The sequence below is a fragment of the Salicibibacter halophilus genome (genome assembly GCF_006740705.1).
Taxonomy (GTDB): Bacteria; Bacillota; Bacilli; order Bacillales; family Marinococcaceae; genus Salicibibacter; species Salicibibacter halophilus.
The window spans coordinates 1399799-1413012 of record NZ_CP035485.1; the positions used below are offsets into that span (position 1 = coordinate 1399799).

10 protein-coding genes are annotated in these 13214 nt (G+C 45.6%); 4 read left to right on the forward strand and 6 right to left on the reverse strand.

The window, feature by feature from the left end:
* The first annotated feature begins 4 nt into the window (after positions 1 to 4).
* The 4 genes from cydD (at position 5) to EPH95_RS06870 (ending at position 6994) form a co-directional block, all read left to right on the forward strand.
* A complete protein-coding gene (gene cydD / locus EPH95_RS06855; RefSeq protein ID WP_264372003.1) occupies positions 5 to 1717 on the forward strand; it encodes a thiol reductant ABC exporter subunit CydD in 1713 nt (570 codons plus the stop codon).
* Entirely contained in the window at positions 1692 to 3413 is a 1722-nt protein-coding gene (gene cydC, locus EPH95_RS06860; RefSeq protein ID WP_142088513.1) for a thiol reductant ABC exporter subunit CydC, read from the forward strand. Before cydD ends, cydC begins: the two co-directional genes overlap by 26 nt.
* Before the next feature lie 361 nt (positions 3414 to 3774).
* On the forward strand, positions 3775 to 5520 hold the full coding sequence (locus tag EPH95_RS06865) for an IS1634 family transposase (protein WP_142087587.1): 1746 nt from the start codon (positions 3775 to 3777) through the stop codon (positions 5518 to 5520).
* A 928-nt stretch (positions 5521 to 6448) separates the two neighbouring features.
* Positions 6449 to 6994, forward strand: a complete 546-nt coding sequence (locus EPH95_RS06870; RefSeq protein ID WP_142088515.1) for a M15 family metallopeptidase — start codon at positions 6449 to 6451, stop codon at positions 6992 to 6994.
* Between the two features lie 68 nt (positions 6995 to 7062).
* Here EPH95_RS06870 and fabF read toward each other — a convergent pair whose 3' ends face one another.
* The 6 genes from fabF to EPH95_RS06900 all read right to left on the reverse strand — a co-directional run bounded on the left by fabF (position 7063) and on the right by EPH95_RS06900 (position 13188).
* The gene (fabF, locus tag EPH95_RS06875) at positions 7063 to 8307 is read right to left on the reverse strand and encodes a beta-ketoacyl-ACP synthase II (protein WP_142088518.1); all 1245 of its coding nucleotides are present in this window, start codon (positions 8305 to 8307) and stop codon (positions 7063 to 7065) included.
* A gap of 88 nt (positions 8308 to 8395) precedes the next feature.
* Positions 8396 to 9331: a beta-ketoacyl-ACP synthase III gene (locus tag EPH95_RS06880; RefSeq protein ID WP_142088520.1), complete on the reverse strand. Its 936-nt coding sequence runs from the start codon at positions 9329 to 9331 to the stop codon at positions 8396 to 8398.
* A gap of 135 nt (positions 9332 to 9466) precedes the next feature.
* The gene (locus tag EPH95_RS06885; protein ID WP_227004082.1) at positions 9467 to 9802 is read right to left on the reverse strand and encodes a penicillin-binding protein; all 336 of its coding nucleotides are present in this window, start codon (positions 9800 to 9802) and stop codon (positions 9467 to 9469) included.
* A gap of 1105 nt (positions 9803 to 10907) precedes the next feature.
* The gene (locus EPH95_RS06890; RefSeq protein WP_142088522.1) at positions 10908 to 11717 is read right to left on the reverse strand and encodes an ABC transporter permease; all 810 of its coding nucleotides are present in this window, start codon (positions 11715 to 11717) and stop codon (positions 10908 to 10910) included.
* Entirely contained in the window at positions 11714 to 12700 is a 987-nt protein-coding gene (locus EPH95_RS06895; RefSeq protein WP_227004083.1) for an ATP-binding cassette domain-containing protein, read from the reverse strand. The genes EPH95_RS06890 and EPH95_RS06895 overlap by 4 nt, the downstream gene beginning before the upstream one ends.
* Complete coding sequence (locus tag EPH95_RS06900; RefSeq protein WP_160141667.1) at positions 12697 to 13188, reverse strand: hypothetical protein; 492 nt, start codon at positions 13186 to 13188, stop codon at positions 12697 to 12699. The genes EPH95_RS06895 and EPH95_RS06900 overlap by 4 nt, the downstream gene beginning before the upstream one ends.
* Between the last annotated feature and the right edge of the window lie 26 nt (positions 13189 to 13214).

Sequence of the window (13214 nt, forward strand, 5' to 3'; positions counted from 1 at the left end):
AAGCATGGCATTTTTGCTCGTATTCGCCTTTTTATTAGGTATTGCTATTATTAGCCAAGGCGCCATCATTGCCGGCATTATTGATGGCGTCTTCCTTCAGGATATGGCGTTTTCCAGTATTTTTCCATTCTTGCTCATTTTATTTGGGGTCATCTTAGTCCGCGTGTATGTCATTTATGCAAGTGGCCGAACGGGAATAAAAATGGCCGCCCGGACAAAGGATCATTTCCGAAAACGGTTGTTGCAAAAGATGGCACAATCATCGCTTCATACTTCTTTAGACAGACAATCGGGCGGAAAAGTCAGTATTCTCATGGATTCCGTAGACGCCGTTGATAATTACTTTAGCCAGTATATCCCCCGTCTGTTGCAAACGGCATTGGTCCCTTTGATGATCCTTATTGTTGTTTTTACCCAACACGTCAATTCCGGATTGATCATGCTCGTTACCGCACCATTTATTCCCCTCTTTATGGCATTAGTAGGTATTCAAACGAAAAAAAAGTCTGAAGAACAGTTAACACAGTTAGAAGCCTTTTCCGGCACTTTTCTTGATTCCTTGCAGGGATTGGTAACGTTAAAATTGTTCGGACATTCAAAAAAACAGCAAAACCGAATGGAAGAAAGCAGTATCGGCTTTAAAAATGCAACCATGGATATTTTAAAAGTCGCTTTCACGAATGCTTTTATGCTGGAAATTATCATGATGCTAAGTATTGGTCTTATAGCCTTGGAGATCGCGCTGCAACTTATCATTTACGAAAGTCTCACGTTTTTTACCGCCTTCTTTATTTTACTGCTCGTTCCCGATTTTTATCTATCACTGAGAGATCTTGGGAGTGCCTTTCATAATGGGCGCGCAAGTATGGGAGCAGCTAAAAAAGTGGAGGAAGAATTAGAAAATACAGGAGATAGCATTCAGTGGGGGGACCAAAAAATTTCGGATAAAAAAATGCCCCCTCAAATTGAACTTTCTGATGTAAGTTTTCAATATGAACCGGAAAATTTCGTGCTTGAAGATGTTTCGGCAAAGATTTTCCCTTATGAACATGTGGCTATTGTAGGGAAAAGCGGATCAGGGAAAACAACGTTATTAAATGTTATCGCAGGCTTAATGAAGCCCATGCAAGGCACCATAAGCATCGACGGCCATAGCCTTTTTGAGCACCAAGAGCAAAGCTGGTATAAACATATCAGCTATATTACCCAACATCCCTATATTTTCTCCGGAAGTATTGGGGAAAATATTGCGATTGGCCTGCCAGATCAAGTTTCACAGGCGGATGTGATCGATGCAGCCAGTCAAGCCGGTATTTCAGAGATGATCGAAGATCTGAGTGACGGGTATGAAACCATTGTCGGTGAAGGGGGACGAGGGCTGTCCGGAGGAGAGAAACAGCGCCTTGCAATCGCCAGAGCGTTTCTGAAGCAACCTTCTATTATACTGTTTGATGAACCAACCGTTGGGCTCGATTTACAAACGGAAAATATATTACAATCATCCATCCAAAAGCTGAGCAAGAACGCCACAATTGTAACGGTTGCTCATCGCCTGTATACGATACAAGATGCCGATCGCATTTTATTATTGGAGAACGGCAAGCTCTTGGCCAGCGGCTCACATGAAAGGTTGATGACCCAGTCCTCAACTTACGCCGGTATGGTTGATGCTCAATTAAGGAGGCTGAGTGATGAGGGAACTTTCGACCGTCACTAAGGCTGTCATTCACGAAAAAAAAGACGTTCTTCTATCCATCATCGCAGGCTTTATAACCGGGATTACTGGCGTTGGTCTTTTTGCTGCAAGTGGTTACTTGATCTCCCATGCAGCCTTGGAACCACCGCTATATGCGTTAATCATTCTCACATCAACAGTGAAATTGCTTGGGTTGGTGCGTGCATTAAGCCGCTACGCAGAAAGGTATTATTCACACAGAGCAACATTTTCTGTCCTCAGCCGGTTAAGAGTTACCTTTTATCAAAAGTTGGAACCTTTAGCGCCTGCCATTTTTCAACATTATCAAAGTGGAGATTTACTCGCTCGAATCGTAGGGGATGTTGAGCGGCTGCAGAATTATTTTTTACGTGTATTTTACCCGCCCATTGTATTAGTGATGGTTTTTCTAATGACCATTTTATTTGTGATGTATTTCTCCGTCCTGATTGCTTTTGTTTTCGTGCTTGGCTTGCTGCTGACAACATTTGTGATCCCTGCATGGTTCATGACTCGCCAAAAGCACCTTCAAAACAATGTAGGGGAAAAGCGCGCAACGTTATCGACGAACGTAACGGAGTTTTTGCATGGCTTCAGAGATTTGAAGGTCTATCAGCAAATGGATGAAAAAGAGAAGGAATTATTGGATGCCTCCAAAGACTTGATTCGGGAACAAGAGGAAGAAGGACGTTATTTAACCGGAAACCAAGCGATTAATACGTTATTGGCATTGGCAATTTCGGTGCTCGTACTTGGCATAGGTGCCTATTTAGTGTCCGAAGGTCACATGCAAGGGGTATTTTTAGCTATGTTGGTCATGATTGCTCTCACCGTTTTTGAGGAAGCTGTCCCCATGGCATCTTTTCCTTCTTATTTGCGGGAAAGTACCCGGGCCGCAGGGAGATTGTCCCATACCCTGCAAAGTGACGCGCATAACACTGAACAGCGACAATTTGAATTGCCCCGAGATCAACCGGTTCACATCAATGTAAGCAATGTCGACGTTCACTTCCAAGATGAAAGCTATCCAGCCATTAAAAATGTGAATGTTACTATTCCTCCCGGTTCAAAAACAGCCATTGTCGGAGCAAGCGGATCAGGTAAATCTACACTAATGGCTCTCTTGTTAAAACTCGTGAGTGCCCATCGAGGAGATGTGTCATTAAACGGGAAAAACGTGAACGAACTCAAGGAGCAGAGCATTTGGGAAAACGTAAATGTGGTGATGCAGGAAAATCACTTCTTTTATGGAACGGTTCAGGACAATCTTTTAGTAATGGAGCAAGCGCACACAGATGCAGAGATCAAATCTGTTTTAGAAAAAGTCGACCTTGATCACCTTTCTTTGGATAGTCACATCTATGAACGGGGAGAGAATCTCTCCGATGGGGAAAAACAGAGACTCGCAATGGCTCGCGTACTGTTAAAAAAAGGACGAACCTGGGTTTTGGATGAACCTACGTCTTCATTGGATGCCGTAACAGAAAAAAAGATCTTTGAGTATTTGTGGCATCAAGCAAAAGACGACACCATTCTATTAATTACCCATCGTATAACAGGACTCGAAAACATGGACCAAATCATCGTTATGGAAGGAGGTAGCGTCATTGAAAAAGGCACCTACGAAGAACTTATGTCCAAGCAGGGACACTTCTATGAAATAAAACAGTTTGAAAGACAAGTCCTGTCCGTCCTTTAATACCTCTATTATTTTGCATTAAATATCTCCCCTTTTGTATAATAATTCCATAAGCATATAGAAGGTTCTCTATGGATTTACAGTTACCTGGTAAAAAAGCGCTTAACGCTGTTCATTATTAAAATAGCAATCATTTTTGAGGATTATCCTCTCGCATCCTTCTTCCAGCGAGGCGCAATCCCTGTTATTACAGAATTGCGCTTCGTTTCTTCAAATCTTGGACTAGAGAGGCTACAAAAAGCCCAAAATTGACTATGAAACCCATATTTCGCGCCCGTTTAAGCGTCAAATTTAATTTTTGCAGGAATTTGGCCTTCTTGTATCAAAGTGTAGAAGGAAGCCAGATTTTGAGGTGATTCCTGTGACTGAATCCATGGAAGGTATATCGGGCTTTCAAACGGTGCGTCTCGGCTCCACTCCCGTGATTCGCCAATTGATTGAAGAAGCTGGATTGGTCGAACGTATCGATAGACTTTCTCCCGTCAAAAAGGAAGATTGCCAAGTGTCCGTGGGCACACGGATCGCCGCTTTGATCATCAACCAATTGTCTGATCGTAAGCCCCTCTTCAAGGTCGAAGCATTCTATGAAAACCAAGATGTTGAATTGCTGTTCGGCCCAGGCGTCACTGCGAGTGATTTCAATGATGATGCGCTGGGACGGGCCTTAGATGCCCTTTATAACGCCGGGCTTGAAGAGATTTGTATGCACAGCATTCAAGGGGTGCAATCCTGCGTCAACCTTACGTGGGAAGGGCTGCACGCTGATACCACGTCCTTTGTATATACAGGTGCACCCAAAAACGACCCCGATGATGAGGCGTTATTAAAAATCGTCCATGGCCACACCAAAGATCATCGCCCGGATGCTCCGCAGATTAAATTCGGGTTGACGACATCACCGGAGGGCATCCCCGTCTATGCCGACGTCTTAAACGGCAATCAGGATGATAAAACATGGAACGCGAAAGTCATGAAAGCTCTGAGACAATGGTACGAGCCGGATCAGTTGGCCCAAGCGATTTTTATCGCGGACAGCGCACTGGTCACCGAAGACAATTTAAAAATGGTCCAAGGCAAAGGGGATCAGCCAGATTTTCAGTTTTTATCCCGGTTGCCGGAAAATTTTAAAGTGGCCAAAACACTGAAAGAAAAAGCCTTGAAGGACGATGAAAATGAATGGGAAGATATTGGCCACTTTGTCAACCGCAAAGGGGCGGCTTCTTATCACACCTATCCCGCCAAAGAGAAACTGCACGGAAACCCCTACCGGTTTCTGGTTGTTCAATCCGATCAAATGGATGGTCGGAAGAAAAAGAAGATCGACAACCAACTCAAAAATGAAAAGCAAAGCTGTCGCAAAGAGCAAAAAGAGCTGGAAAGCCGGGACTTTGCTTGTGAGGCCGATGCCGAAGCTGCGCTTGCCGACTTTCTCAAGCACCATCACAAAGGGTATCATACGTTTGAAGGCACCGTGGTCCGTGAAGAGGTGCCCGGCAAACGCGAGAAACGCGGGCGTCCCAAAAAAGGGGAACCGCCGCCTCCGCCGGTCACCGTCTATCGTGCCCAATTAGAGCTGCAATCCCCGTCGGAAGAGACCCTCGAACAGCTTCGCAAAGAAGCGTCCATCTTTATCCTGGTCACCAATGCGGGCAACGACACGGCCTCCGACGTGGACCTATTGAAAGGCTATAAAGGCCAACAAACCGTGGAAAATCGCTTCCGGTTTCTCAAGGATCCGTTTTTTGTCCGACGGCTTTTCTTGGAAAAACCCCGCCGTGTCGAAGCTTTTGCTTATGTGATGATGATGAGTATGATGATTTATTCCCTGTTCGAATACCTCATTCGCACAAGCATGGAAACAGATGACGAGCCCCTGAATTTGATGGGGGGCGGTGGCCGTCGAAGCATTCGCCCGACGGGCGAAGCTGTCTTAGAACTGCTGGATACCGTCGATATTATTCACATGGAGATCGACGGTCAACTCCGACGGTTGTTTCCGGATAATCATGAGCCGCAATTGGACCGCATCCTCAGTTTGTTAGGGATGGATCGGAGCGTTTATACGACACCGTTTAGCTCAAAAGCTGTCGAAATCAATAGCCAGTAATCATAGCTCGGGCATTCCTTTGCTCGTTTGATGTCGAATGACGAGGGAATGGCTCAACATTTGTCTTGTGCATATTATTCAAAGGCATTCATTCCCTGAACGGCATGTCCATACCAACCAAAAGAAATTACCTGGATGTTGCCCTCGCGAAATCTGGGATGAAAAGTATTATTGTTGTTATAACAGGCACCATTGGAATACTTAGATTAAAAGTAACTGACACCTAAAAATTAAGCTTCGTCAACTCCCCCTCTTATTCCACAAACTAGCCTTTTTTCGTAACAGAGATAATGAAAAAGTTAAACATTCAAGATAGAAAAGGCTGATTAAAATGAGTGCATCAGATCAAATCTATAACATCCTGTGATTTTTCCTATTTTGATCGGGGCTATTTGAGTTGAAAATCATCTTATAGTACACCACTAATTTCAATAATATGAATGGTGCAGCTCATTATATAACACTGGGTGTTAGTATCACTATTGGCAGCATATATCACATCTTATCTAGGATTATGATCGGGTAAGCGTTTGAATTTATCCCCAGCTTTTCCGCTGCTCCGCACAGGATTGCTTGTTTCCCAGCACCCCTACGCGTTTTTCCTTTTTAGTCCGCAAACCGTCCCTCTGGGGACTCGACACGCTCGGGTTCTCCTTTTTCAGTTCGCAGACCGCCCCTCTGGGGATTCGACACGCTCGGTTTCTCCTTTTTCAGTCCGCAGACCGTCCCTCTGAGGACTCGACGCGTTCGGGGTTCTCCTTTCCAGTCCGCAGACCGTCCCTCTGAGGAGTCGACACGCTCGGATTCTCCTTTTTCAGTCCGCAGACCGCCCCTCTGGGGACCGTCTGTCCCCTTTTTATTGACATTCCTCACCCCCTCTATTATATTTACATGTACTAGAATATCCACCGGAGGAATCTATTCATCTATGAAAAGTTTCTTTTTCTTCACGTGCCTCCTGGCGATATTTTCGGCATTTTTCCTGTTTAATATCGACCAAAATCGCGAACAACAAGCCATGGCGGAAGATGTCGTTTCCACCGACGAAGAACTGCATCCGCATGTAAAAGAACAAAAAGACACATTGATCGAACGGGCAGATGACATCGGGATTGATGTGGTCATTACAGAAGGGTATCGCTCCCACGACCGCCAAGATGATCTCTACGCGCAAGGCCGGACGGAGTCGGGGGACATTGTGACAAACGCGGAGGCAGGCGAGTCGTATCATAATTACGGCTTGGCTATCGATTTCGCGATTGAAAATAGCGACGGAGAAATCATTTGGGACATCGAATACGATGGCACCGAAAGCGGGGAATCCGATTGGCTGGAAGTCGCCGCAATTGGAGAAGATTTAGGATTTGAGTGGGGCGGACACTGGAACGATTATCCCCATTTGCAAATGGATTTCGGCTTATCCATTGAAGAGCTTCAAGAAGCCAAACAACAACTGGACAACGAATCGGGGTAATAGTCGCCCGTTAACTTCCCGGTATAATACGTAAGGCTGCCACCATGAAGGATGACAGCCTTACTTTTTTATCCATTGAAGGTTTGAAAAGCAATCGTTGCATTGTGCCCGCCAAAGCCGAATGAATTGTTCAGGGCGACATTGGCTTGGATCGGTTTCTTTTCGTTTGCGGCGTAGTCAAGGTCACATTTCGGATCAGGGTTGCGCAAATTAATGGTCGGAGCTGCAACCTGATCCACAAGCGACTGTATGCTAAAAATGGATTCAACGGCGCCTGTTGACCCCAATAAATGCCCGGTCATGGATTTCGTCGAACTGACGACGAGCTCGTAGGCATGATCGGAAAAGACATTTTTGATCGCGGTCGTCTCGTATTCATCATTGTATGGCGTGCTTGTTCCATGAGCATTGATATAGCCAACGTCTTTTTTGTCAATGGCTCCGTCGGAAAGCGCCTGCTCCATTGCTCTGGCCGCGCCTTCCCCTTCCGGCGCGGGCGCTGTCATATGGTAGGCATCCCCGGTCGAACCATAGCCGACCACTTCCGCGTAAATGTCTGCTTCCCGCGCTTCCGCAGATTCCAACGATTCCAAAATAAGAATGCCGGCACCTTCGCCCATGACAAATCCGTCCCGTTCTGCGTCAAACGGGCGAGAGGCAGTGGCAGGATCATCGGAAGCCGTTATCGCTTTAGCTGCCGCGAAGCCGGCAATCGCCATGTTTGTAATCGGCGCTTCCGTTCCGCCGGTAATCATGGCGTCCGCGTCGCCTCTTTGAATGACCTTAAACGCATCGCCGATCGAATTCGTCCCTGATGCACAAGCGGTAACGCTGCAAGAGTTGATGCCTTTTGCACCGGTTTGAATGGATACTTGGCCGGACGCCATGTCCGGGATCATCATCGGTACGAAAAACGGGCTCACTCGTCTTGGCCCTTTTTCAGTGAGTTGTTTAAATTGTTTTTCGTAGGTTTCCATGCCACCGATCCCTGAGCCAATCCAGACACCGACACGGTCTGCATTCTCATCTGTAACCTTATAATCGGCATCTTCAAGGGCCATCTGCGCAGAAGCGACAGCGTAATGCGTAAATCGGTCCATTTTCCGGGCATCTTTTCGGTCCAAATAGTCTTCGACTTCAAAGCCTTTTATTTCACCCGCGACGTTAATCGGGAATTGTTCTGCGTCTAACCTCGTCACCGGGCCGATGCCTGTATCCCCTGCAAGCGCTCGCTTCCAAGCCTCGTCCACATGATTCCCGAGTGGGTTCACCGTCCCCATACCTGTGACTACGACACGATGTTTCATCTTCATTCTCTCCTTTAAAAACTTGGCTTGGTACCGATGGCGAACTCTTGATCAATCGTCTTTGAGCCAAGTTTCGTATATTTTGCGAATCGGCCTATCGTCCCCAGCGAAGAGCAATACCGCCCCATACAAGACCGGAGCCGAATCCGACCATCACGACTAAATCTCCATCTTTTATTTTACCACGATTTAAGTCTTCCACAAGAGCTATGGGGATCGAAGATGAAGACGTATTTCCGAATTTGTGTACAGTAGCTGCCATTTTTTCTTTTGGTAACTCCAAACGTTGCCTGGCCGCTTCCATGATACGGATATTCGCTTGGTGAGGAACGAGATAATCGACATCATCTTTCGTAAGATTGGCTTTTTCAAGCAAATTCATACACGTATCGCCCATTTGGCGGACGGCAAACTTGAACACCTCTCGTCCATTCATATAGAGATAGGGATTCGCGATAATATGGGGGGCTCCGCTGCCATCTGATCCCAATTCAAAGGAGAGCAATCCGCGGTCGTTGCCAACGGGCCCCATGACCGCCGCCCCTGCTCCGTCACCAAAGAGAACAGCCGTATTACGATCGTTGAAATCCGTTACCTTTGACAATTTTTCAGCACCGACGACGAGAATCCGTGCATAAGCTCCGGTAGATATGAATTGGCTGGCGGTGACGACGCCGTACGCAAAACCGGCACAAGCGGCACCGATATCCATTGCCGCTGCCTTATGCGCGCCGAGACGGTCTTGAATCATGGATGATACAGAGGGAAAAGGATAATCACCGGTTACAGACGCAACGATAATCAGATCCAGGTCTTCGGCCTTTTCCCCGGCATGTTCAAGTGCGCGAACAGCAGAAAAATAAGACATATCCGAAGTATCCACATCATCTTCCGCAAATACTCTTCGTTCGATGCCTGTGCGTGTCCGAATCCATTCGTCACTCGTATCCAGCGTCTTTTCAAAGTCTTTATTCGTAACCTCTTTTCCCTCAGTAAAACTGCCAATTCCATATATGCCCGCTCGTCGCATACAAATTCCCCTCCTGTTGAATGGCTTTTAAAATATTGGTTCGTATTATGACCTAGTACTAATTTTATCCCATTTCCATCGTTTCCGCAATAGAAAAAACCGTGCCCATCCGAGAAAATGGACACGGTTTCTTTTTTATCGTGGGGGGCCTTCGGATCCTCCGTACGGTCCATACGGCGGAAGCGGGTGACCACCTAAGCCAGGCTCGCCTCCATAAATAGGACCGTAACTAGGTCCATAACTCGGACCGTAACTTGGCCCAAACTGAGGGCCGTACTGCGGACCATAACTAATGGGAGGAGGTGCGCCATATCCCGCACCATAACCACCGTATCCCCCACCGGCTAACAATGGTCCTGCTGCGAGACCGGCAACAAATGGCAGAAAAAATCCAATCCGTTCGTCGCCTGCATGTGTAGATGTCGGGGGAGCGGCGTAACCATCCATTCGGTAAGGATAAATGGTTCTCATTAATCTCTTCCTTTCCTGCATAGGCTGCTGTATATTCTATGGTAGCCCAATAACGGATGTGTAGCTTTAAAATAAAGTTTAATCAAAAATAACCCACAAACCCGTATATTACCGTTGCAGAAAAAAGCATTACATACAATTGATCAATGAATGTTACTCCATTCTATTCTTTAACTTCTATTGAAAAAACATAAGTTGCACTTGCTTCATTATGAACTCCATTCAACATTGACATAGTCTGCAAATGCGTACGAAATAGCACTCAAGCCTATTAAAAGCCATAAACTTCTGACATTAACTACACGCACCTAGATGTTCTTATAATACGAATGCATTTTTTATCATGACGGACACAACTCTTATTCCATTCTTGCGCTTCGTTTGCGTAAGATCGGTGATGTTATATAGGTCTCCTCAATAAAACAAACCAGACTATAATTACAGAAAGAAAGTAGATGACGAGTAGACTAATGACATTTCTCCAAGCCACATCATCTGAAAATAGAAATACACCAGGTAAAATAATAATAACGCAACAAATACACGCTATGATAAAAGCTTTTAAAAAACTCATTTAAATACCTCTTTAAAGTGAAGAGTAAAACAAGTTACCCCATTAAATGGCCTTTTTCCGCAAGATCGGGCTCTGACTTTTATTCCGCATAAGCGCTTCGATTGCTTAGTACATATTGATCTTACTGGTAATGTGGCTTTCGTTCTTTCATCAGTCCACTAATGTTAGTATATATGGCATAAAGTCCTGCTACAACTGTAAATGCGGCGAACCAAAAAGTAGAGTTGAACAAAACATGGAAGGTCACAATAAACACGGGTACAATCACGACAATTGCAATAATATTTCGAACGAAATTATGCATTTTAGCCCTTCCTTTCCAAAAATTATTCACATTTCCTGGTCATATTCCTCTTATGTGGTGCAACTAAACTCTCTGATCAAGAAGGCTTATTATACAATTAACTAGCCCTATTCTCAAGGAGAGCACAATCCCTGTTATTCCAGAATTGCGCTTCGTTTCAGGAATAAAATCAGCAGACAGCGTATGATACAATTTTTTGTATTTAATACTGCATCACAGTTCCCTCTTTATTCTTTGTTGCGATACAAATACATCGTCAACGGTGCAAATATCGCCAATATGATGACGCTAGCCAAGAGCACCCAGCCAATATCTTCAAATGTTGCCGTTCCATGCATGAGCCCACGCACTGCTGTCACCAGTAGGGAGATCGGGTTGACGTCAACAAAACTCTGCAGCCATCCCGGCAACGTCTCCGGGTCAACAAGCACATTGCTAATAAATGTCAAAGGCATGAGGACCATCATCGAGACGGCGGCAAGTGTCTGTTCCGTTCGTATGACGATTGAAAGGGCGATCCAGATCCATGATAAGCTAAAAGCGAACAGCAACAATAAACCGATGGCTGCCAAAACACCCCATACACCTGCATCGGGTTGGAAACCGAGGATCATTCCTAGCACGATCAAGATTGCGGAGGCCATCGCGAAACGCACAACGTCTATCAATAACCCTCCAACGAGAACCGAAGGCCCCCAAATCGGCAAGGTCCGAAATCGATCGTATACTCCTTTGGTGATGTCACTGTTCAAGGCCATCCCGGTGTACATCGTTATCATGGTTACTGTCATGACGAGAATACCCGGCAAGATGAATTGTAGGTAATCCCCGGTGGATCCTGCGATGGAACCGCCAAAAAGATACGTGAACATGAGCAAAAAAATGATCGGCATCGCCGTCACATCAAACATTTGTTCCGGCATATGCTTTATTTTCAAAAGTGCCCGCCATCCGAAAGTGAGCGATGCTGATAATGCACTGGGTTTCTTCGGACGCTCCCCGGTTGCCAATACTTCACGCAATATTTTATTATTCATCCGCTCACCTCTTCTGTTGAATTAGGGCGTCCTGTTAGAGAAAGGAAAACTTCATCAAGACTAGGTTGACCAAGGGAAAAATCCTTAACAGCAATATTAGCACGTCCCAGTTCTCCGAGGGCATGTGTGGCAAGCATGTTATCTGATATTCGAGCTGAAAGGACCGCTGGATCGGATGAAAGCTGAATCTTTGTGTCAAGTTTCTCAGCCAGTAATTGTTCTGCTTCAGGTCGGGTTTCCGGATCAAGCAATCGTACTTGTAATGTTCCCGAACCGACGGAGGCTTTCAGTTCTCCACTGGTCCCTTCAGCAATGATTTTACCTTCATCAATAACGGCAATCCGATCGGCCAATTGATCAGCTTCATCAAGATACTGCGTCGTTAATAAAACCGTTGTGCCTGTACTCACCAACACCCTGATAATGTCCCACACTTGATGACGGCTGCGCGGATCCAGTCCGGTGGTCGGTTCATCCAAAAATAACAATTCCGGTGAGACGACAATGCTAGCAGCAATATCAATACGCCGCCGCATCCCTCCTGAGTATTTTTTTACCTGACGTTTGGCTGCTTCTTGTAAACCGAAAGCGTTGAGAAGCTCGTCAGCTCTTTTCTTTGCACTTTTTTGTGAATAACCCGTAAGCCGGCCGATCATGATCAGATTCTCCCGACCGGTCAGATCTTCATCCAGTGAAGCGAACTGCCCAGTTAAACCGATGCGGCTACGCACTTCGTCCGTCTCTTGCACGAGATCATGGCCGAGCACTCGGATGTCGCCGGCATCAGGTTTCAACAATGTTGCGAGTATGCGGGTAATCGTTGTTTTTCCGGCACCATTCGGACCTAAGAAGCCATATACAGCCCCTTTATCCACCGTTAGGTCAACCTCATCGACGGCGCGTTTTTTTCCAAACGTTTTGACGAGCCCCTTGGCTTCAATAGCCAGCTCAATGTGATATTGATCATTGCTTAACATATTCATCGTCCCTCCTCTCGAACCTTACTTAAAATATCCGTCAAATATGCTTCTACTTCGTTCGTCAGAACTTTTGTATGAAGCAGTGATTTATCCCCAAATCCTTCTGAGATTTCCTCAAGTTCATCAAAATATTCCAGTTCAAATACTTCGGTCAGCACATTCATTAGTTCCAGTCCTTTTTCCTGTACTGCCAATTCATCCACGGGCTTTCTCTCATGATAGAATCGAATAATATCTGAAAATATAGCTGTTATTTTTTTCTCCAATTCAAGTTTTTCTTCTGCTGTCTTCCCTTCCAAGAATATTCGATCCAGCAACTCTTTGGACATATGGTTAGCCATCCATTGCTTTTGATCTTCCTCACGTTGAAGCGCATGAATGAGTCCTAACAATAAATCGCTATCCGTCTGATTTTCCTGCTCTTGAATGATCGCTTGTACGCGTTCGATGGTCCCGATCACCTGATCAAGATGTTCTCGCTTTTGTTCCAAAAGGTTTGCTTGCGCTGCCAAAGAAT

Bases quoted from the DNA above. Each gene is read 5' to 3' on its own strand.
- EPH95_RS06895 (WP_227004083.1), bottom strand. From the start codon at position 12,700: ATGAATATGTTAAGCAATGATCAATATCACATTGAGCTGGCTATTGAA.
- EPH95_RS06880 (WP_142088520.1), bottom strand. From the start codon at position 9,331: ATGCGACGAGCGGGCATATATGGAATTGGCAGTTTTACTGAGGGAAAA.
- cydD (WP_264372003.1), top strand. From the start codon at position 5: ATGGCATTTTTGCTCGTATTCGCCTTTTTATTAGGTATTGCTATTATT.
- EPH95_RS06890 (WP_142088522.1), bottom strand. From the start codon at position 11,717: ATGAATAATAAAATATTGCGTGAAGTATTGGCAACCGGGGAGCGTCCG.
- fabF (WP_142088518.1), bottom strand. From the start codon at position 8,307: ATGAAGATGAAACATCGTGTCGTAGTCACAGGTATGGGGACGGTGAAC.
- EPH95_RS06885 (WP_227004082.1), bottom strand. From the start codon at position 9,802: ATGAGAACCATTTATCCTTACCGAATGGATGGTTACGCCGCTCCCCCG.
- cydC (WP_142088513.1), top strand. From the start codon at position 1,692: ATGAGGGAACTTTCGACCGTCACTAAGGCTGTCATTCACGAAAAAAAA.
- EPH95_RS06870 (WP_142088515.1), top strand. From the start codon at position 6,449: ATGAAAAGTTTCTTTTTCTTCACGTGCCTCCTGGCGATATTTTCGGCA.